Origin of the sequence: Mesorhizobium sp. PAMC28654, from assembly GCF_020616515.1 — a bacterium.
In the GTDB taxonomy this organism is placed as follows: Bacteria; Pseudomonadota; Alphaproteobacteria; order Rhizobiales; family Rhizobiaceae; genus Mesorhizobium.
The window spans coordinates 3,103,392-3,122,661 of record NZ_CP085135.1; the positions used below are offsets into that span (position 1 = coordinate 3,103,392).

General features: G+C 62.9%; 19 protein-coding genes. 9 read left to right on the plus strand and 10 right to left on the minus strand.

Annotated features, from left to right (window positions below; all coding sequences use genetic code 11):
* Positions 1-61: 61 nt before the first annotated feature.
* Positions 62-703 carry a class I SAM-dependent DNA methyltransferase gene (locus tag LGH82_RS15250; RefSeq protein WP_227349246.1) on the minus strand — a complete coding sequence of 214 codons (642 nt, stop codon included), beginning with the start codon at positions 701-703 and terminating at the stop codon, positions 62-64.
* 104 nt (positions 704-807) lie between these two features.
* On the opposite strand from LGH82_RS15250, the gene LGH82_RS15255 reads away from it, so the two are divergent.
* The gene (locus tag LGH82_RS15255) at positions 808-1,710 is read left to right on the plus strand and encodes a phosphotransferase family protein (RefSeq protein WP_227349247.1); all 903 of its coding nucleotides are present in this window, start codon (positions 808-810) and stop codon (positions 1,708-1,710) included.
* Here the strand turns inward: LGH82_RS15255 and LGH82_RS15260 are convergent.
* The 3 genes from LGH82_RS15260 to LGH82_RS15270 all read right to left on the minus strand — a co-directional run bounded on the left by LGH82_RS15260 (position 1,707) and on the right by LGH82_RS15270 (position 4,420).
* Positions 1,707-2,630 carry a DMT family transporter gene (locus LGH82_RS15260; RefSeq protein WP_227349248.1) on the minus strand — a complete coding sequence of 308 codons (924 nt, stop codon included), beginning with the start codon at positions 2,628-2,630 and terminating at the stop codon, positions 1,707-1,709. The two genes, LGH82_RS15255 and LGH82_RS15260, sit on opposite strands and share 4 nt — an antisense overlap.
* 131 nt (positions 2,631-2,761) lie before the next feature.
* Entirely contained in the window at positions 2,762-3,022 is a 261-nt protein-coding gene (locus tag LGH82_RS15265; protein WP_227349249.1) for a hypothetical protein, read from the minus strand.
* 105 nt (positions 3,023-3,127) lie between these two features.
* Positions 3,128-4,420 (minus strand): amidohydrolase family protein, encoded by a 1,293-nt coding sequence (locus LGH82_RS15270; protein ID WP_227349250.1) that lies wholly within the window; start codon positions 4,418-4,420, stop codon positions 3,128-3,130.
* Positions 4,421-4,572: 152 nt separating this feature from the next.
* On the opposite strand from LGH82_RS15270, the gene LGH82_RS15275 reads away from it, so the two are divergent.
* A complete protein-coding gene (locus LGH82_RS15275; protein WP_227349251.1) occupies positions 4,573-6,327 on the plus strand; it encodes an ABC transporter ATP-binding protein in 1,755 nt (584 codons plus the stop codon).
* A gap of 233 nt (positions 6,328-6,560) precedes the next feature.
* Here LGH82_RS15275 and ilvD read toward each other — a convergent pair whose 3' ends face one another.
* Positions 6,561-8,405, minus strand: a complete 1,845-nt coding sequence (gene ilvD / locus LGH82_RS15280) for a dihydroxy-acid dehydratase (protein WP_227349252.1) — start codon at positions 8,403-8,405, stop codon at positions 6,561-6,563.
* A 255-nt stretch (positions 8,406-8,660) separates the two neighbouring features.
* Between ilvD and LGH82_RS15285 the strand changes: the two genes are divergently transcribed.
* Positions 8,661-9,131 carry a VOC family protein gene (locus LGH82_RS15285; RefSeq protein WP_227349253.1) on the plus strand — a complete coding sequence of 157 codons (471 nt, stop codon included), beginning with the start codon at positions 8,661-8,663 and terminating at the stop codon, positions 9,129-9,131.
* 166 nt (positions 9,132-9,297) lie between these two features.
* Here the strand turns inward: LGH82_RS15285 and LGH82_RS15290 are convergent, their stop codons facing one another.
* Positions 9,298-10,890, minus strand: coding sequence for a peptide chain release factor 3 (locus LGH82_RS15290; RefSeq protein WP_227349254.1), 1,593 nt, complete (start codon positions 10,888-10,890; stop codon positions 9,298-9,300).
* A 135-nt stretch (positions 10,891-11,025) separates the two neighbouring features.
* Here LGH82_RS15290 and LGH82_RS15295 point away from each other — a divergent pair, with 135 nt between their 5' ends.
* Complete coding sequence (locus LGH82_RS15295) at positions 11,026-12,099, plus strand: NAD(P)/FAD-dependent oxidoreductase (protein WP_227349255.1); 1,074 nt, start codon at positions 11,026-11,028, stop codon at positions 12,097-12,099.
* Between the two features lie 6 nt (positions 12,100-12,105).
* Here the strand turns inward: LGH82_RS15295 and LGH82_RS15300 are convergent, their stop codons facing one another.
* The 3 genes from LGH82_RS15300 to LGH82_RS15310 all read right to left on the minus strand — a co-directional run bounded on the left by LGH82_RS15300 (position 12,106) and on the right by LGH82_RS15310 (position 14,698).
* On the minus strand, positions 12,106-13,473 hold the full coding sequence (locus LGH82_RS15300; RefSeq protein ID WP_227349256.1) for an amidase: 1,368 nt from the start codon (positions 13,471-13,473) through the stop codon (positions 12,106-12,108).
* A 161-nt stretch (positions 13,474-13,634) separates the two neighbouring features.
* The gene (locus tag LGH82_RS15305) at positions 13,635-14,435 is read right to left on the minus strand and encodes a class II glutamine amidotransferase (RefSeq protein ID WP_227349257.1); all 801 of its coding nucleotides are present in this window, start codon (positions 14,433-14,435) and stop codon (positions 13,635-13,637) included.
* 14 nt (positions 14,436-14,449) lie between these two features.
* The gene (locus tag LGH82_RS15310; protein WP_227349258.1) at positions 14,450-14,698 is read right to left on the minus strand and encodes a DUF6356 family protein; all 249 of its coding nucleotides are present in this window, start codon (positions 14,696-14,698) and stop codon (positions 14,450-14,452) included.
* Between the two features lie 114 nt (positions 14,699-14,812).
* Here LGH82_RS15310 and LGH82_RS15315 point away from each other — a divergent pair, with 114 nt between their 5' ends.
* The 5 genes from LGH82_RS15315 (at position 14,813) to LGH82_RS15335 (ending at position 18,511) form a co-directional block, all read left to right on the plus strand.
* Complete coding sequence (locus LGH82_RS15315) at positions 14,813-15,283, plus strand: Lrp/AsnC family transcriptional regulator (RefSeq protein ID WP_227349259.1); 471 nt, start codon at positions 14,813-14,815, stop codon at positions 15,281-15,283.
* A gap of 129 nt (positions 15,284-15,412) precedes the next feature.
* Positions 15,413-15,898 (plus strand): dUTP diphosphatase, encoded by a 486-nt coding sequence (dut, locus tag LGH82_RS15320; protein ID WP_227349260.1) that lies wholly within the window; start codon positions 15,413-15,415, stop codon positions 15,896-15,898.
* Complete coding sequence (locus LGH82_RS15325; RefSeq protein ID WP_227349261.1) at positions 15,898-16,557, plus strand: HAD family hydrolase; 660 nt, start codon at positions 15,898-15,900, stop codon at positions 16,555-16,557. Before dut ends, LGH82_RS15325 begins: the two co-directional genes overlap by 1 nt.
* Before the next feature lie 155 nt (positions 16,558-16,712).
* Positions 16,713-17,516 carry an isocitrate lyase/PEP mutase family protein gene (locus tag LGH82_RS15330; RefSeq protein ID WP_227349262.1) on the plus strand — a complete coding sequence of 268 codons (804 nt, stop codon included), beginning with the start codon at positions 16,713-16,715 and terminating at the stop codon, positions 17,514-17,516.
* Entirely contained in the window at positions 17,513-18,511 is a 999-nt protein-coding gene (locus LGH82_RS15335; protein WP_227349263.1) for a proline racemase family protein, read from the plus strand. Before LGH82_RS15330 ends, LGH82_RS15335 begins: the two co-directional genes overlap by 4 nt.
* A gap of 8 nt (positions 18,512-18,519) precedes the next feature.
* Here LGH82_RS15335 and LGH82_RS15340 read toward each other — a convergent pair whose 3' ends face one another.
* Positions 18,520-19,215: a sulfate transporter family protein gene (locus LGH82_RS15340; RefSeq protein WP_227349264.1), complete on the minus strand. Its 696-nt coding sequence runs from the start codon at positions 19,213-19,215 to the stop codon at positions 18,520-18,522.
* Between the last annotated feature and the right edge of the window lie 55 nt (positions 19,216-19,270).

Here is a 19,270-nt window from a genome sequence, read left to right on the forward strand (position 1 = left end):
AAAAACAAAGAGATAGAGCGGTTCCGCGTTTCCGTGAAACGACGAACGCTCTAACGGCGGATCAGCTCACACGCAGCACCAGACCGCGGCTGGGCACGGTGTCCGCCTCGCCCGGCATCGAGACATAGGGAGCAGTTTCCTCGACGCGCGTGACGACGCCTTGCACTTCGAGCTCGGCGATCCTTGCCGCGAAGCCGGCATCCCAAAGCGTGTTCTTGACCGTCAGCACGATCACCCCGCCAGGCCGGCAGATGCGGATCAACTCGTCCAATCCCTCAACGCCGACATGGCCCGAGGTGAAGACGCCCGCCGAGACGATCCCGGCATAAGCGCCATCGACGAAAGGCAGCGCTCCGCCGAGCGCCAGGCAATGCAGCGCCGAATAGACGCCCTTGCGAGCGGCCTGCACCAGCATGCCCTGGGAAATGTCGAGCGCCTCGACACGAGGATAGCCGGTGATGCTCAGCCATTCGCCGATGAGCCCGGTGCCAGCCCCGGCATCGAGCAGCGGCGAGGCGCCGCGCGGCAGATGGCGGGCAAGCAAGGCAAGGCAGATCGTCGGATGGCGATAGCCTGCCGCCGACATATCCGCGTCATAGGTCTGCGACCAGCTGTCGTAGAGCGCCGCAACCTCCTCCGGCCGCTTGGCCGCATAGACCGCACCAAGTGCGCCCGGCGCACCATCATGTCCATTGTCAGCCACTCGTGTTCCGTCCAGTTCGTGAATCCCCAACGGATGATAGCCAAACGATGAAAATTGTGGAACCGTTGCCGCGATAAATAACGGCGCGACAGGGGGACGCTGGCATGGCGGTTGACGAGGCGCGTGCGGTGCTTGCGGGCATTCCGATCCTTGCCGACTATCAAGGGCCATTGGAGCGGCTCGGCGGCCTCACCAACCTTGTCTTCAAGGCCGGCGACTTCTGCCTGCGCATTCCCGGCAAGGGCACCGAGGAATATATCAACCGCGCCAATGAGGCCGTGGCGGCACGGGAAGCAGCCAAGGCCGGCGTCAGCCCCGACGTGCTGCATTTCGACAGCGGGACAGGGGTTATGGTGACGCGGTTCGTTGCCGGTGCCGAGACCATGTCGCCCGAGAAATTCCGGACGCTGACAGGCAGCCCGGCCCGCGCCGGCAAGGCCTTCCGCAAGCTGCACATGTCGGGCGCGGTTTTTCCCTTCCGCTTCGAACTGTTTTCGATGATCGACGACTATCTCAAGGTGCTCTCGACCAAGGATGTCGCCCTGCCCGCCGGCTACCACGACGTTGTCAGCGAGGCCGGAACCGTGCGGTCGGCGCTTGCCGCCCATCCACTCCCCCTGGTCGCTTGTCATTGTGATCCACTGTGCGAGAACTTTCTCGATACAGGCGACAGGATGTGGATCGTCGACTGGGAATATTCCGGCATGAACGATCCGCTGTGGGATCTCGGCGACCTGTCGGTGGAAGGCAAGTTCGACGCGACGCAAGATGAGGAGATGATGCACGCCTATTTCGGCGGCGAGCCGAAACCCGGCGAGCGCGGCCGCATCGTCATCCACAAGGCGATGTGCGACCTGCTGTGGACGTTGTGGGGGCTGATCCAGCTTGCCAACAACAATCCGGTCGACGACTTTCGCGCTTATGCGGATGATCGATTCGCCCGCTGCAAGGCGCTGATGGAGACGCCCGAGTTTTCACGGCACCTGGCGGCGATACGACAGGGTTAGTTCACACCCTTCGGCACGTTTTCGGGGGGCACCGTGATGTCGACCACCTTCTGGCGATGGAAGATGAACAGGCCGGCCAGCACGACGATGCCGGAGCCGATCAGGATACGCGGGCCGGGAATATCGCCGAAGAACGCCAGCCCGAACACCACCGCCCACAAGAGCAGCGTGTAGTGCAGCGGCGCCAGCGTCGAGGCAGGCGCCAGCTTCAGCGCCCTGGTGATCATCAGATGCGCGCCGCAGGAGACGATGCCAAGCAGTAGCATGGCGCCGAAATCGAGCGCCGATGGCGTCTGCCAGGCGCCAATGGTCAGCACGCCGCCGACCACCAGCGTGCCGATCGTCTGCCATGTCACCAGATTGGTGTCGCTGGTGCCGCGCAGGCGCCGGTTCAGGATGATGGCGAAGGCGAAGGCAATACTGCCGGCGAGCGCGAAACCCGACGACAGCGAGAACGCCGCCGAGGAGGGTTTCAGCATGATCAGCACACCGCAGAAGCCGAGCAGGATCGCCATCCAGCGGCGCCAGCCGACCTTCTCGCCAAGCAGCAGATGCGACAGCGCCGCGACATAGATCGGTCCGGCCATGTAGAAGCTCATGACGTCGGCGAGCGGCAGATAGACCACGGCGGCATAGAAGAAGGCGGTGTCGAGCGTCGTCATGACGACGCGCAGGACCTGCAGCTCAAGCCGCTCCATCCGGAACAGCTTGGCCGTGCCCTGATGCGCGATCATCGGACCGAGCACGAAGAAGGCGCCGATCGAACGGATCAGCACGACCTGCCCGACGGAGAAGCTGGCGACCAGCCACTTGCCCATCGCGTCGTTCAGCGCAAACAGGAAGTCGCCGGCCAGCATCAACAGAATGCCGGCCAAAAGCACGTTCTTGATTGTCGAATTCGGCGCCATGGGCTGCGTCATGCCGGTCCCGGATCCTTCCTCTGCGAGCTTGACAAGCTGCGTCGTAGACACAAGCCATCGCTTTGACGAGGACAAATCGGGCCTTTGGCAAGGCCAGTGACGGGATTCGACTGGGTCTGCCCCGTTGCGGCCTATTTGGGCTGCGGCTGGATGATGATCGGGCGATAGAACACGGGCCGGTCCCAGGGATCGAAAGCCGGCGTGCTTCTCAGCTCCGCGCGCCGCTCAAGATCGATACGCTGCAGGCACTCGGCAAAGGCATCGTTCTTCTTGAGAAAGCCGTAGGACCGGCATTTCGCCTCGTCAGCGGCACGGCGATCCTGCGCCGACATCGTCGTGCAGCCGGCACTGATTGCCGCCAACGCGGCCATGATCGCCATCTTGCGCCACATCAAAGATCCTCCTCAAATAAAGTGGAGTATTATTGTATACTTATTTTTCGACGGATGACACGCCCGGCTTTGATGCAGGCCCAGCGTGCTGTTGGGCCTGCCAGATCATTGTTTGTGACCGGACGGGCTATGGCGGCGATTCACCGTTGCCGGCCTCCCCTCGATCGAAAGCCGCGTGTCCTGCCTGGTCCGTTCCGCCACCACCTTGCCCCTGGCGATGACGCAGATGCGTTCGGCGCGCAGTCGCAAGGCCTCGATAGGATTGCCGGCATCGAGAACGACAAGGCTGGCGCGCTTGCCGACCGCCAGTCCCAGATGGTCCAGCCCCATGATCGCGGCGTTGACGTTGGTGACCATGTCGAAGCAGCGCGCCATGTCCGCGGGGCTCGACATCTGGGCAACGTGAAGTCCCATGAAGGCGACGTCGAGCATGTCGGCGGTGCCCAGCGAATACCAGGGATCGAGCACGCAATCCTGACCCCAGCCGACACGAATGCCGAGCGCCTGCATTTCCTTGACCCGGGTCAGGCCACGGCGTTTCGGGAATGTGTCGTGGCGGCCCTGCAGCATGATGTTGATCAGCGGGTTGGGGATCGCCGAAACGCCGGCTTCAGCAATCAGCGGCAGCAGCTTCGAGACATAGTAATTGTCCATCGAATGCATGGAGGTGAGGTGCGAGCCGGCCACCCTGCCCTGCAATCCCAGGCGCTGCGTCTCATAGGCCAGCTGTTCGATATGGCGCGACATCGGGTCGTCGGTCTCGTCGCAATGCAGATCGACCATCAGCCCGCGCTCGGCCGCGATTTCGCACAGTTCGCTTACTGAGCGCGCGCCGTCAGCCATGGTGCGCTCAAAATGCGGAATGCCGCCGACAATATCGACGCCCATGTCGAGGGCGCGGAGGGTGTTTTCGCGCGCTGTCGGCGAGCGGTAGAATCCATCCTGCGGGAAGGCGACCAGTTGCAGGTCGATATAGGGCGCCACGGTTTTCTTCACGTCGAGCAGCGCTTCGACCGCCAGCAGCCGGTCATCGCAGACATCGACATGGGTGCGGATGGCCAGCAGGCCCATCGACACCGCCCAGTCGCAATAGGCGAGCGCGCGACCGCGCACCGCCTCATGCGTCAGCAGCGGCTTCAGTTCTCCCCACAGTGAAATGCCTTCCAGCAGCGTGCCCGATGCGTTGATGCGCGGGATGCCATAGGACAGCGTCGCATCCATGTGGAAATGCGGGTCGACGAAGGGCGGCGATACCAGATCGCCACGGGCGTCGACCGCCGTGCCAGCGGTGACATTCAATTCAGGCTCGATCGCCGCGATTGTCTCGCCGACAATGCCGATGTCGGCGATCGTGCCGTCAGGCAGCGTTCCGCCACGCACGATAAGGTCGAAATTCATCTGTCGTCATCCCCTAGAAGAATCATGCCGCGACAGTGGCGCAAAAGACAGCCTGCCGCAGTCGTTTCTTTCATATCGCAACGGCAGGTTCCATCCAGCGGCGACTGGTTCTATAAGCCGCCCTTCGTAGTCCAGTTTCAAGGATCCACCATTTGTTTCGCTTCTTCCGTTCGACGGAAAACCAGCGCCTCATCGCAAGGCTGGTCAGGGAATCCTTTTACCAGCACAGGTTTGGCTACGCCGCCGCGATCTTGTCGATGCTTGTGGTGGCCGCCACGACCGGCGCCAGCGCCTGGATTCTCAAAGAGATCACCAACGAATTCGTGGTCTTCAAGCGGATTGACCGCGTCAACCTGATTGCGGCGGGGGTAGCCACGATCTTCATCCTCAAGGGCCTCGCCAATTTCATCCAGGCCTATTTCATGAGCCGGGTCGGCAACGCCATCATCGCCGACCGGCAGCGCAAGATCTACGACCGTATCCTGGCGCAAGGCATCGAATTCTATCATTCGACCTCGTCGTCCGACCTGATCACCCGCATGACCAACAATGCGCAGGCGGCGCGCAACGTGCTCGACCTCGTTGTCACGTCCTATGTGCGCGACCTGGTGTCTCTGGTTGTCCTGGTAGGGGTCATGGTCTGGCAGCAGCCAGCCCTGTCGCTGATCTGCTTCGTCGTCGGGCCCCTTGCCATCTACGGGGTCAACATCATCCTGAAGCGTGTCCGCAAGTTCGCCGCCATGGAGTTCCGCTCGGTCGGCCAGATCGTGCAGGTAATGCAGGAGACGGCAACCGGCGTCCGCGTCGTCAAATCCTTCAACCTCGAAGGCGCAATGCGCAACCGCATGTACAAGGCAGTATCCGACGTCGAGACCCGCGCCAACAACATCGCGACGCTGGAGGCCGCGACAAGCCCGGTGATGGAGACGCTGGCCGGACTGGCAATTTCCGGGGCCGTCTTCGTCAGCGGCTTCCTGGTCCTGCAGGGTGGCCAGATGCCGGGAAACATCATGGCCTTCATCGGGGCGCTTCTGTTTGCCTATGAGCCGGCAAAGCGCCTTGCGCGCGTGCGCATATCGCTGGAAAGCGGCATTGTCGGCGTGCGCATGATGTTCGAGCTCGCCGACCAGCCGTTGACGCTGGCCGAGAAGCCGGACGCGAGGCCGCTTCTGGCCGGACCGGGCGAGATACGTTTCGACGCCGTCAGCTTCGCCTATCAGGATGGCCCGCCGGTGCTGGACAAGTTCGACCTCACCCTTGCGCCCGGCAAGATGACGGCGCTGGTCGGGCCCTCGGGCGGCGGCAAGTCGACGATCCTGAACCTGATCATGCGCATGTACGATCCGAAGAGCGGCAAGGTTCTGTTCGACGGCCAGGATATTTCCCAGGCGACGCTCGCCTCGCTCAGGGATAAGATCGCCTATGTCAGCCAGGACACGTTCCTGTTTGCAGGCACGATCATGCACAACATTCGGCTCGGACGGCAGGACGCGACCGACGAAGAGGTGATTGCCGCGGCCAAGGCGGCCAACGCGCATGACTTCATCATCGCGCAGGCTAAAGGCTATGAGACTGATGTTGGCGAGAATGGCGGCCTGCTGTCGGGCGGCCAGCGCCAGCGTATCTCGATCGCACGCGCCATGCTGCGCAACGCTGAAATCCTGCTGCTGGACGAAGCGACCAGTGCGCTGGACGCCGAATCGGAAGCGCTGTTCCGCGAGGCGCTGCAGCAACTGACGGAGGGACGCACGACGATCGTCATCGCGCACCGCCTGTCGACCGTGCATCAGGCCGATACAATCGTGGTGCTGGAAGCCGGCAAAGTGGTGGAGACTGGCCCGCACCGTGTCTTGCTCAAGCAGGGCGGGCTTTATCAGAAGCTCTATGAGTATCAGCTGATGCCGTGAAACGGCTCGGCGCGGATAATTCCGCAGCCTTGCGCTGCCCCTCATCCGCCTGCCGGCACCTTCTCCCCCTATGGTGACGGGGAGAAGGGATCTGGCCGCAACTTCGGCTCCCCTATAGCAACGTTGGCGATTGGCGAAAGCGTCGATGACAGCTTCTTTCTCCCCGTCACTATACGGGGAGAAATGCCCGGCAGGGCAATGAGGGGCGGCGCTAACCTGTCCGACTTCGAACCCTACTCCGGAACGTGCCTCACCGCGCCCTTGTCGGCGCTGGTGGCGAAGGCGGCATAGGCACGCAATGCGGTCGTCACCTTGCGCTTGCGCTTTTCCTGCGGCTTCCAGGCGTCCGCACCCTTTGCTTCCATCACTGCCCGGCGGCTGGCGAGCTCGGTTTCGCTGACAACGATGCGGATGGTGCGGTTCGGAATGTCGATCTCCACCGTATCGCCTTCCTGCACCAGCCCGATCAATCCGCCCTCCGCGGCTTCCGGCGAGACATGGCCGATCGACAGTCCCGACGTGCCGCCGGAGAAGCGGCCATCCGTGACCAGCGCGCAGGCCTTGCCGAGGCCCTTCGACTTCAGATAGCTGGTCGGGTAGAGCATCTCCTGCATGCCGGGGCCGCCGCGCGGCCCTTCGTAACGGATGACGACGACATCGCCGGCCTTGATCTCGTTGGACAGGATTGCCTTGACGCTGGCGTCCTGGCTTTCGAATACGCGCGCCGGGCCGGTGAACTTCAGGATCGATTCATCGACGCCAGCGGTCTTCACGATGCAGCCGTCGACCGCCAGATTGCCCTTCAGCACGGCGAGGCCGCCGTCCTTGGAGAAGGGATGTTCGGCCGAGCGGATAACGCCTTTCTCGCGGTCGAGATCGAGTTCGTCCCAGCGGCGGTCCTGGCTGAAGGCGACCTGCGTCGGCACGCCACCAGGTGCCGCAAGGAAGAAATCGCGGACGCTCTGGCTGGAGGTGCGAGAGATATCCCAATGGTCGAGTGCTTCACTCAGCGTTGACGTATGCACGGTCGGCAGATCGCGGTTGATCAGCCCGGCATTGTCGAGCTGGCCGAGGATCGCCATGATGCCACCGGCGCGGTGGACGTCCTCCATGTGGACGTCGGACTTGGCGGGAGCCACCTTGCACAGCACCGGCACCTTGCGCGACAGCGCGTCGATGTCATCCTGGTCGAAGTCGATCTCGCCCTCATGGGCGGCGGCAAGGATATGCAGCACGGTGTTGGTCGAGCCGCCCATGGCGATATCAAGCGTCATGGCGTTCTCGAAGGCGCCCTTCGAGGCGATGTTGCGCGGCAGCGCCGTTTCGTCGTCCTGCTCGTAGTAGCGCTGGGCCAGATCGACGATCAGGTGGCCGGCCTCGACGAACAGCCGCTTGCGGTCGGCATGCGTGGCCAGCGTCGAGCCGTTGCCCGGCAGCGACAGCCCCAGCGCCTCGGTCAGGCAGTTCATCGAATTGGCGGTGAACATGCCCGAGCAGGAGCCGCAGGTCGGGCATGCCGAACGCTCGATGATCTTGACGTCCTCATCGGAAATCTTGTCGTCGGCGGCGGCCACCATGGCATCGACGAGGTCGAGCGCCTGCGTCTTGCCGGCCAGCACCACCTTGCCGGCCTCCATCGGTCCGCCGGAAACGAAGACAGAGGGTATGTTGAGGCGTAAGCTGGCCATCAGCATGCCCGGCGTGATCTTGTCGCAATTGGAGATGCAGACCATGGCGTCGGCGCAATGCGCGTTGACCATGTATTCGACCGAGTCGGCGATCAGCTCGCGCGATGGCAGCGAATAGAGCATGCCGTCATGGCCCATGGCGATGCCGTCATCGACTGCGATGGTGTTGAACTCCTTCGCAACGCCGCCAGCCTTCTCGATCTCGCGCGCCACCAGCTGGCCGAGATCCTTCAGATGGACGTGGCCGGGCACGAACTGGGTGAAGGAGTTGACCACCGCGATGATCGGTTTGCCGAAATCGCTGTCCTTCATGCCGGTGGCGCGCCAGAGGCCGCGGGCGCCGGCCATGTTGCGGCCATGGGTGGTGGTGCGGGAGCGATAGGCAGGCATGTTTTTTCCTTGGTGGCTGGCCGCTGCCGAAGAATGGCGCGGCGGAGCTGAATTCGGACCGCAGGCGTTATAGACTCGGAAGTATGGTCTGGCCACATTTTTGCGATGCGCCAGATTCTCAAAGAAAATTGCGCGCCACTGTCGGATCGCGTGCCGCACGTCCGTCCTTGGGCAGACGGCAAGGGAATAACATCCATTCTCACCGCCAACCGTTTGACCGTAGCAGCAACCAAAACAGCCCGAGGAGAAAGACGCATGCAAAAGATCACCACCTGCCTGTGGTTCGACGGCCAGGCCGAAGAGGCGACGAACCACTACGTTTCCGTTTTCAAGAATTCGAAGGTGCTGAGCGTCATGCGCTGGCCCAAGGGCCATGCTCTCGAGGGCAAGGTTCTGGTGACCTCGTTCGAGCTCGACGGCGTGCAGTTCCAGGCGCTGAATGGTGGACCGCAATACAAGTTCACCGAGGCGATGTCGCAGTCGATCGACTGCAAGACGCAGGACGAGGTCGACCATTTCTGGACCAGGCTCACGGAGGGCGGCGGCGAGCCCGGCCCATGCGGCTGGCTGAAGGACAAGTTCGGCATCTCCTGGCAGGTCGTGCCGGAGCAATTGCCGAGGCTTCTTCAGGATCCGGACCGGGCCAAGGCTGGCCGGGTGATGAATGCGATGATGCAGATGGGCAAGATCGACATCGCCAAGATCGAAGCGGCGGCGAAGGGGTGAGAAGCGGTCCGCGTAGCGGACGAAAAGCCAATTGCTTGGCTTTTCGAGCTTCGAACGCCCTGAGCCCGCGAAGGGCCGGAGTCTGTTGATCCTCGGGTCGGCGCTGCCCCTCATCCGCCCTTCGGGCACCTTCTCCCCGTGAACGGGGAGAAGGGAAAAACGCAGGCTACGCCGCCTTGTCGCGGACCTGATAGTCCTTGATCGTGGCGAAGGTGATCGCCTTCCAGCGTTCCGCTTCATAGTTCAGCGAGAAGGCATGCTGGGCGAGGAACACCGGGTCGTTGTCGAGGTCGCGGGCGATGTCGCCGCGATGCGCCTCGATGAAACGCAGGACCTCGGCCTTGTCGTCGGCCGATATCCAGCGGCAGACGGAAAAGCGCGACATCTCGAATTCGACCGGCAGCGTGTATTCGAAGTTCAGCCGCTCCTTCAAGACGTCGAGCTGCAGCGCACCAACGACGCCGACAATGGCGGGTGAACCATCCTCGGGCGAGAACAGCTGCACGACGCCCTCCTCGGCCATTTGGTGCAGCGCTTCCTTCAATTTTTTGGCCTTCATCGCGTCGCCGAGGCGGACACGGCGCAGGATTTCCGGGGCGAAGTTCGGCACACCCCGGAACAGGATTTCCTCGCCCTCGGTCAGCGTGTCACCAATGCGCAGCGTGCCATGGTTGGGGATGCCGACGACGTCGCCGGCAAAGGCCTCGTCGGCGGTGACGCGGGTGCGAGCAAAGAAGAACTGCGGCGCCGACAGTGACATCGGCTTGCCGGTGCGCACCAGCTTGGCTTTCATGCCGCGCTCCAGCTTGCCCGAACAGACGCGCACGAAAGCGATGCGGTCGCGGTGGTTGGGATCCATGTTGGCCTGGATCTTGAAGACGAAGGACGTCATCTTGTCCTCGGTCGCCTCGACCTTGCGGGTATCGGCTTCCTGCGCGCGCGGCGGCGGCCCGTAGGCGCCGAGCGCCTCGATCAGGTCGCGAACGCCATAGTTGCGCAACGCCGAGCCGAAATAGACCGGCGTCAGATGGCCTTCGCGGAAGGCTTCGAGGTCGAGCGGCCGGCAGGCTTCGCGCGCCAGTTCGAGTTCCTCGATGAAGGCCTCTCGCTCGTTTTCCGGCAGCAGGCCGGCGACGCGATTGGAATCGGGACCGTTGACCGGCGTGCGTTCCTTTTCCGCGTCGCCCCTGCGCACGGCATTCTGAGCCAGATGATAGGTGCCTGAAAAGGTCTTGCCGCGGCCGATCGGCCAGGTGATCGGCGCGGTATCCAGCGCCAGCTTCTGCTCGATCTCGTCGAGGATCTCGAACGGATCGCGGCTTTCGCGGTCCATCTTGTTGATGAAGGTGATGATCGGGATGTCGCGCAGGCGACAGACCTCGAACAGTTTCAGCGTGCGCGGCTCGATGCCCTTGGCGGCGTCGATGACCATGACCGCGCTATCGACCGCCGAAAGCGTGCGGTAGGTATCGTCGGCGAAATCCTCGTGGCCGGGCGTGTCCAGGAGGTTGAAGACATTGTCTTCGTATTCGAAGGTCATCACCGAGGTGACGACCGAAATGCCGCGTTCGCGCTCGATCTTCATCCAGTCGGAACGGGTCTGGATCTTGTCCTTCTTGGCCTTGACCTCACCGGCAAGCTGGATGGCGCCGCCGAACAGAAGCAGCTTTTCGGTCAGCGTCGTCTTGCCGGCGTCCGGATGCGCGATGATCGCGAAGGTGCGGCGGCGCGATACCGCCTGTTCGATGTCTTCAGCCAATGTCTGGAATCCTGTCTGTGGCGCGGGCTTCTAGCAGCGCATCCTGGGCCTGTCGAACAGTTTTGGGCAGATAGGCCTCGCCCAATATGGTAACGGCTAGTCGAAATGCCACTCAAAATTCGGCAAAGGTCCAGCATGAGCGCGGTCAAGCAAGTTGTGGTCATCGGCGCCGGCATCATCGGCGCCTCCATCGCCTGGCACCTGGCCAAGGCTGGCGCACGGGTGACGGTGATTGCAGAGAGCGCCGCCGGCGGGGTCGCGACACCGAATTCCTTTGCCTGGATCAATGCCAGCTGGGGCAACCCGGAACCCTATTTCCGGCTGCGCACCCGCGCCATGGCCGAATGGACGCGGCTGGCAAATGACGTCCCCGCTATCCCCCTCGCCTGGTGCGGTGGCCTGTGCTGGGATCTGCCGGCGGACAGGCTCGAAGCCTACGCGGCCGAGCACTCGGCCTGGGGCTACGGCATCGAGCGGGTCGGCCGAGAGCAGGTGGCACGCATCGAGCCCAATCTCACCGAGCTTCCTGATTTCGCGCTTCATGTTGCGGGGGAAGGCGTGGCCGAACCGGTGGCCACCGCGAAGGTGCTGCTGGCGGATGCGGAACAAGGTGGCGCGAAAATCGTCAGCGGAACAGTCACCGCTTTGGTGCTTTTCAACGGCAAGGTCACCGGCGTGGAATTTTCCGGCCAACGGATTGTCGCCGACGAGGTGGTGATCGCAGCCGGCACCGGCGCCCCGGCCATCGCCGCCACCGCCGGTATCAAGCTGCAGATCGAAACGCCGCCAGGTCTGATTGTCCACTCACGGCCCTACAAGAAGCTGCTCAACGGGCTGGTGCACGCCGAGAAGCTGCATATGCGCCAGACGGCCGAGGGCCGCATCATCGCCGGCTCCGATTTCGCTGGCGGCAATCCAGGCGATGACCCCGAAGCCACGGCGCGCGAATTGTTCGCGGTCATGAAGGTAGCCTTGCGCGGCGCCGACGGGCTGGAGCTGGATTTCCACACGATTGGATATCGTCCAACACCGATCGACGGCTTTCCGATCATCGGCCGCGCCGAGGGAACGGACGGCGTCTATATCGCGGTCATGCATTCCGGGATCACCCTGGCGCCGGCCGTCGGCTTGTTCGCAACCCAAGAGATTCTCGACGGCGAGCGCGATCCATTGCTAGCCCCATACGGCCTGTCGCGCTTCGCTCAATAGCCTGGCTCAATAGCCTGGCGGGCGGCGAAAGCCACCGGTCAATGGCTCGATCGCCCTGGCGATGCCGAGCAGCCGCGACTCCGACCAGCGTTTGCCGACCAGTTGCAGGCCGATCGGCAGGCCGTCGCTGTCCTGCCCGCACGGCAGCGAAAGCGCGGGATGGCCGCTGTAATTGAAGATCGCGCCGTAGGCAGGAAGCATCCAGTAGCTCTCCTCCTTGCCGTTGACCTCGATCGAGGTGCCGGGTCCGCAATGCGGGAAGGCCGTGGTCATGGCGACCGGGCAGAGCAGCGCATCCCAGCACTCGAAGAACTGGTCCCAGGCGAGAATGGATCTGTCGCGACGGGCGAGCGCCTCGAACCAGCGTGACACCGGCGCCGGTTCCTCCGGCGGCTGCGCGGCCTCCATCATCATGCCGATCAGCGCACCACCCTGTCGGAGATCATCGAGCAGGTCGAGCTTGGGCAGTTTCGCTTCCTCGATGACGGCTCCAGCGCCTTGCAATTGTGTTGCCAGATTTTCGACCGCAGCACTGATGTCGCTCGCTACCGGGAATCCGGGAAAGGACGGCGCGAACGCAATGTGCAATCTCTTGAGGTCGAGCTTCGGCATGTCCTCTACCGGCACCGGCGCAAGATCGGTGTCGCTCTCGTCTGGCCCGGCGATGATTCGATAGGTCAACGACAAATCTTCTACGCTGCGCGCCAACGGTCCGAGACAGGACATCAGCCGCACGCTGCGCGCGGCACCTCCCGGATCGGGGAAGGCACCGGCCAGCGAGACACGATGCTCCGTCGGCTTGAGGCCATGGACGCCGCAGAAGGCTGCCGGCAGGCGGATCGAATCCTGCATGTCGGTGCCGACGTCGAACGGCGTCATGCCAGCGCAAACCGCCGCCGCCGCGCCGCCGCTGGAGCCACCCGCCGTGCGCTGGAGGTTCCAGGGATTGCCGGTGCGGCCGAACAGCGGATTGTTCGACTGCCAGTCCGACAGCATGGTCGCGACATTGGTCTTGGCCATGAGCACGCCGCCGGCTGCCTTCAGCCGGGCAACGACCGGACTGTCATTCCCAGCGACATAGTCGGCGAAGGGCGGGAAGCCGACCGTGGTCTTCATGCCCGCCGTCTCATGCGTGTCCTTCAGCGTGAAGGGCACGCCATGCAACGGCCCAAGCGTCTCGCCGCGCGCCTGCGCTTGGTCGGCCTTCTTCGCGCGCTCGCGGGCCCCTTCCCGGTCGAGCGAAATGACGGCGTTGACGGCTTCGTTGTGACTATTGATCTGCGCCAGATGAGCGTCGAGTGCTTCCACGGCGGAGATTTTGCGGTTGGCGATCGCTGCAGCCAGTTCGACTGTTGAGGAAAAGACCAGGCCCATGATCAATGCTCCAGCTCGGCCGCGCGTGTCGACTGACATGGAGGATTGCTGCGCGGCTTCAAGCCAAGTTCAGCATTTGAACCTAGGCGGCGCTTGATCAAAATTGCGCCTTGAGGTCGGCGCCGCCGCGCGACGTTGCCGCAAGCTGGAGATCTGAAGGCCTACCCGACCAGCGCCAGCTTCGCCGTGACCGGAGCAAAGGGATGAATGGCGATGCCATCCCTGGTCATGGTGACGAAACTCGACGGCGGGATCGCCTGCCAGTCACCGCCGTCGCGATCGAAGGGCTCCGAGACGATGCAGCGGCCGCCGCCCTTGCCGAAGGTGGAGGTGTAAAGCGTTGGGGCGTGATCGTCGGTGGCGTAGCGAACCGCGTAGAGCGACCGCCCGTCCGAAAAGGCGGCGGTGAGCTTCAAAACTGGTTCAAGACCAGCGCGACGCGAGGCATCCAGCACGCGGCTGGTGGCGCGGGATACGGCGCCTTGTGGGTCGGTGGCCAATCCTTCGTCGATCATCAGGAGAAAAAACAGCTCGGAATCGGTGGTGCCTTCACGCTGGTCGAAAACCACGTCGGACAGCGAATTCTCCAGTGCGCGGCGGATCTTCTCGAAGCCGCCGATCTGGCCGTTGTGCATGAACGACCAGCGGTCCGAGATGAACGGGTGGCAGTTCATGCGGCTGGTGGCGCCGCCGGTCGAGGCGCGGACATGGGCCAGGAACAGGCCGGATTTGATCTGCCGGCACAAGCTCTTCAGATTGGGATCGGACCAGGCCGGCAGGATGTCGCGATAGAGGCCGGGCTCCGGCCGGTCGCCATACCAGGCAAGGCCGAAACCGTCGCCATTGGTCGGCGACTTCGCTTCCTGGGCGCAATGGCTCTGGGCGATCAGCGAATGGCAGGGCGCCGTGACGATGTCTTCCAGAAAGACCGCTTCACCGAGATAGGCCGCCCACCGGCACATCGCTTTGTCGTCCTCTAGGCACGATCCATCAGAGCCGCCGGCTCCTTGGTCGCGTGCGAGCCTCTGTTGTGCGTCCGCTCGTAGAGTTCGCGAACGATTCGGCTGGCGGTAGTCTCAAACAAAAACGGCAAGAAAGCATGAACAATCGCGGCGCACGCCGCCATGAACAATCTCGACGAGAACCAGGCGGCAAAGGCCATATGGCCGAAATAGGTCTCGCCGACCTTGGCCGGATGAGAGGTGAAAATCCTTGCGACCGACATGCTGGTCCCCTTCAGCGCTTGACGTTCATGATATGAGTATCCTGACACGCTTCGCCGGTTCACTGGTCTCAAAATATCCTTGTATTTGGCAACCCCATGGGACAAACATCCCACATGGCGCCAGAAATTGACGAAATCGACCGAAAATTGCTGACTGAATTGCAACGCGACGGCACGCTTTCGGTCGACCAGCTGTCCGAAAAAGTCGCCCTGTCGCGCAATGCCTGCTGGCGGCGGGTCAAACGGCTGGAAGAGAGCGGCGTCATCACCGGCCGCGTGGCGCTGGTTGATGCCGAGAAGCTCGGGCTTGGCCTTTCGGTGTTCATCCTGATCCGGACGTCCAATCACGATCCGGACTGGTTGCAGAAATTCCGCGCGGCGGTCACCGGCTTTCCAGAGATCACCGGGGTCTACCGCATGTCCGGCGATCTCGACTACGTACTGCGCGCGCGCGTCGCCGACGTGAAGGCCTATGACCGGCTCTATCAGCGGCTTATCGCCAAGGTGGCGCTGTCGGATGTTTCCGCCTCCTTCGTGATGGAGGAGATCAAGGAGACAACGGTTGTTCCGATGGAGCTGCGCTGAGATATGTTGATATTCAGGTGATGCCAGCCTGCAACATACCTCAGGTCATAGTGATGCCTGAAAGAAAGCCGTTGATAGCATTGCGGTCGAGTTGACCGAATCGGCGATCGCACCGATAGGATCGATTTTATGCGCGCATCCCTCCAAACTTCCTCCGTCATTGGTCCAACCGTTGGCTTCGTCAGGCTGCCTCACGGTGATGGCCTGCCTCTTCCCGCCTATGAAAGCACTGGCGCCGCCGGCATGGACCTGCGCGCGGCGGTGCCGGACGACCGGCCATTGCTGATCCTGCCCGGAAAGCGGGCGCTGGTGCCGACCGGGCTGATCCTGGAAATTCCCGAAGGCATGGAAGGCCAGGTGCGACCGCGCTCCGGCCTTGCCTTCAAGCATGGCCTTACCGTCCTCAATTCACCGGGCACGATCGACAGCGACTATCGCGGCGAGGTCAAGGTGCTGCTGGTCAACCTCGGCGACGAGGATTTCGCGGTGACACGCGGCATGCGGATCGCGCAGATCGTCTTTGCTTCGGTGACTCAGGCGACCGTCGAAGAGCGCACATTGGCCGGCGGCACGACACGCGGCTCCGGTGGGTTCGGTTCGACCGGCACGGCCTGATGAACATACCCAAGCTGGTTATCTTCGATTGCGACGGTGTTCTGGTCGATACCGAGAACCTCGCCAATCGACGCCTCGCCGAATGGCTGACCGCCGCCGGCTTTCCGACAAGCTTCGAATATTGCCGCAAGCATTTTTCCGGCCGCAGCATGGTCTCCGTGCAAAAGGAGATCGAAGCGCAGACCGAGGTCAGGCTCGGCGCTGATTTCGTCGAGCGCTGGAATGCCGGCCTGCCCGACCTGTTCGCGCACGGGGTCGAAGCCATCCCGCATGTTCGGGAGTTCGTCGAAGCGGTGCGCGCGGCCGGCATCGCCTATTGCGTCGCCACCTCGGCGAGGGTTTCGAAAATGCACATCACGCTTGGCCAGACCGGGCTGTTGCCGCTGTTCGAACATGCGCTGTTCAGTGCCACAATGGTCGGGCGCGGCAAGCCGTTTCCCGATCTCTTCCTGCATGCGGCTGAAACGATGGGGTTCGCGCCCGCCGATTGCATCGTCATCGAGGACAGCGTCGCTGGAACGCAAGCGGGCGTCGCCGCCGGCATGCGGGTGTTTTCCTACCATGGCGATCCGCATTCCGACCGAGACGGGCTGGTTGAAGCCGGCGGTGTGTTGTTCGACGACATGCGCGAACTGGCCGGACTGGTGCCTATCCACTGACCTGATCAGCTTTTATCTGCCCGAGCTTTCCGAACTGCAGAATAGAATGGCAGGAGACAACGCGAAATGCTTCTGCGCCAATCGCATTCGTTTGCCCAGCGCATGGCGGCAGGATAAAACCCTTTCCATCACTCAGCACATGATGGGAAGCTTCCATGGACAAGGGCAAGACCTTTCGTGACCTGCATGCCTCGACCTTCGTCATGCCCAATCCCTGGGATATCGGCACCACGAAGCTGCTCGGCTCCTTCGGTTTCAAGGCGCTGGCGACAACCAGCGCCGGCTTTGCCTTTTCGCGCGGCCTGCCCGACGGCGCTGTGACGTTCGAAGCCATGATCCACCATTGCCGCGAGGTGACGACAGCGACCAGCCTGCCGGTTTCAGCCGATCTGGAAAGAGGCAAGGGCGACAGCGCGACAAGTGCCGCGGAAACCATCTTCGCCGCCGAGGCGGCTGGCCTTGCCGGCTGCTCGATCGAAGACCATGGCGACGACCCGGACAAGCCGATCTATGATTTCTCGCATGCCGTCGAGCGTGTCGCGGCGGCCGCTGAGGCGGCGCGGGCGCTGAAGCGCGATTTCGTCTTCACCGCGCGGGTCGAGAATTTTCTGTGGGGCAAGCCCGACATCGACGACACGATCAAGCGCCTGCAGGCTTTCGAGAAAGCGGGCGCCGATGTGCTCTACGCACCGGGCATCAACGACATCGAAACCGTGCGGACCATCTGTTCGGCGGTGACAAGGCCAGTCAATGTCATGGCGCGGCCCGGCTTCACGATCGCCGATCTTGCCCAGGCAGGCGTCAAGCGCATCTCGCTCGGACCATGGCTCACCAATTTCACCTTCGGCATGCTGGAGACGGCGTCGCGCGAAATCCAGCAGGATGGCACCTTCGGCTTCACCCGCGCCGCCACGCCTTTCGGCAAGCTGCAGGAACTGTTTTCAAAGTCCAACGCATGACGTTCACTGTCGTCGACATGCATACAGGTGGCGAGCCGCTGCGGATCGTCACCGGCGGCTATCCGGACATCCCCAGGGGCACGATCCTCGAAAAACGCGCCTATGTGCGAGACCATCTCGACCGTCTGCGCAAAATTCTGATCTTCGAGCCGCGCGGACACTACGACATGTACGGCGCGCTGCTGGTCGAACCCGATCTGCCCGGTGCCGACCTTGCCGTGCTGTTCATGCACAATGAAGGCTATTCCACCATGTGCGGCCACGCCATCATCGCGCTCGGCCGCTACGCCGTCGACGAGGGGCTGGTGGCGAAGCAGGAGCCCGTGACGACTGTCAAGATCGAGGCGCCATGCGGGCTTATCGTGGCTTCGGTGGAGGTGAAGGACGGCAAGGCGGGCGCGGTGTCGTTCGCGAGCGTGCCGGCTTTTCTGTTCGCCCGCGACCAGACGATCGACCTCGCGGGCTTCGGTCCGATCGGCTTCGACGTCGCCTATGGCGGCGCCTTCTACGCGCTGGCCGATTGCCACCAGTTCGGGCTGGAGTTCGGCCGCGACCGCGTGCGTGATTTCGTCGATGCGGCAACTGCACTGACGAACAAACTGAAGGCCGAATTCCCGCTATCGCACCCCGACCACCCCGACCTTGCCTTTCTTTACGGCACCATACTGACCGACGGCCGGGACGCGTTTTCCGATGAGCAAACGAAGAACATCTGTGTCTTCGCGGAGGCCGAGGTCGACCGATCGCCAACCGGCTCAGGCGTCACGGCGCGGTTGGCGGCGATGCACGCCAAGGGCGAGATCGGGATCGGGCAGACAAGAGTGTTCGAAAGCATCGCCGGCTCGCGCTTTTCCGGCGCCGTGGCGCGAACAACGAGGACCGGTCCGCATGATGCCATCATCGCCCGTGTCGGCGGCCGCGCATATTATTCCGGAAAGGCCGAATTCATCGTCGAAGCCGATGATGAGCTCGGACGCGGATTTCTCCTGCGCTGAGCTTCGGGTCAGTTCATTTCCCGCGCCGAGATCGCCTTGTGAAGGTGCACCATCATGGCGGCGGCAAACAGCGGCGTCAGCAGGTTGAGCAACGGCACGGCAAGACACGCGGCGATCACCAGACCGGCAAGGAAAACCGTACCGGAATGTCTCTTGCGCAACGCCCTCGCCTCGTCCTCGGGGCGAAAGCGCATTGCGGCGAATTCGAAGAACTCGCGCCCGAGCAGATAGCCGTTGACGACGAAGAAGGCGACGATGTTGATGCCCGGCACCAAGAGAAGCAGCAATGCCACGACGTTGCCGAGGATAACGACGCCCAGGAACCTTAGGGACAGCACCAGCGAGCGCAGTGTCGGCACGGCGCGGCCTGGCGGATCATTGGGGTAATCGGTACGCTCGACCACTTCGGCGATGTCGTCGAGGAACAGGCCGGCGACGATCGCCGTCACCGGCGCCACCAGCAGCGCCAGTCCCCCAGCAAGACTTATCCCAACGAGCACCGCCCCCAGCCACCCGGCCCAGGACGGCAGGCCTGGCAGGAGCGTGTCGATCCATTCCCAGGCCAGCCATTCGAAAAACCCCTTGATGCCGAACCATAGCCCCACGAGCGCCAGCAGGGTCAGCCCCAGCGTCTTCAGGAATACGCTTCGGAATTCGGGCGACAGCAGTCGGCTGGCGGCGGCACGGGCGGCGTCGAGGATCACGGCGTTTTTTCAACCTGTGTCGGAGGAGACGCCTCCGAGATAGGCAGCGCAAGCC

What these genes read in the sequence shown, in the direction of transcription:
- LGH82_RS15330 (WP_227349262.1), top strand. Translation starts at nt 16,713, where the DNA reads ATGGACAAGGGCAAGACCTTTCGTGACCTGCATGCCTCGACCTTCGTC.
- LGH82_RS15270 (WP_227349250.1), bottom strand. Translation starts at nt 4,420, where the DNA reads ATGAATTTCGACCTTATCGTGCGTGGCGGAACGCTGCCTGACGGCACG.
- LGH82_RS15285 (WP_227349253.1), top strand. Translation starts at nt 8,661, where the DNA reads ATGCAAAAGATCACCACCTGCCTGTGGTTCGACGGCCAGGCCGAAGAG.
- LGH82_RS15305 (WP_227349257.1), bottom strand. Translation starts at nt 14,435, where the DNA reads ATGTGCCGGTGGGCGGCCTATCTCGGTGAAGCGGTCTTTCTGGAAGAC.
- LGH82_RS15260 (WP_227349248.1), bottom strand. Translation starts at nt 2,630, where the DNA reads ATGACGCAGCCCATGGCGCCGAATTCGACAATCAAGAACGTGCTTTTG.
- dut (WP_227349260.1), top strand. Translation starts at nt 15,413, where the DNA reads ATGCGCGCATCCCTCCAAACTTCCTCCGTCATTGGTCCAACCGTTGGC.
- LGH82_RS15310 (WP_227349258.1), bottom strand. Translation starts at nt 14,698, where the DNA reads ATGTCGGTCGCAAGGATTTTCACCTCTCATCCGGCCAAGGTCGGCGAG.
- LGH82_RS15335 (WP_227349263.1), top strand. Translation starts at nt 17,513, where the DNA reads ATGACGTTCACTGTCGTCGACATGCATACAGGTGGCGAGCCGCTGCGG.
- ilvD (WP_227349252.1), bottom strand. Translation starts at nt 8,405, where the DNA reads ATGCCTGCCTATCGCTCCCGCACCACCACCCATGGCCGCAACATGGCC.
- LGH82_RS15315 (WP_227349259.1), top strand. Translation starts at nt 14,813, where the DNA reads ATGGCGCCAGAAATTGACGAAATCGACCGAAAATTGCTGACTGAATTG.
- LGH82_RS15300 (WP_227349256.1), bottom strand. Translation starts at nt 13,473, where the DNA reads ATGGGCCTGGTCTTTTCCTCAACAGTCGAACTGGCTGCAGCGATCGCC.
- LGH82_RS15295 (WP_227349255.1), top strand. Translation starts at nt 11,026, where the DNA reads ATGAGCGCGGTCAAGCAAGTTGTGGTCATCGGCGCCGGCATCATCGGC.
- LGH82_RS15265 (WP_227349249.1), bottom strand. Translation starts at nt 3,022, where the DNA reads ATGTGGCGCAAGATGGCGATCATGGCCGCGTTGGCGGCAATCAGTGCC.
- LGH82_RS15325 (WP_227349261.1), top strand. Translation starts at nt 15,898, where the DNA reads ATGAACATACCCAAGCTGGTTATCTTCGATTGCGACGGTGTTCTGGTC.
- LGH82_RS15255 (WP_227349247.1), top strand. Translation starts at nt 808, where the DNA reads ATGGCGGTTGACGAGGCGCGTGCGGTGCTTGCGGGCATTCCGATCCTT.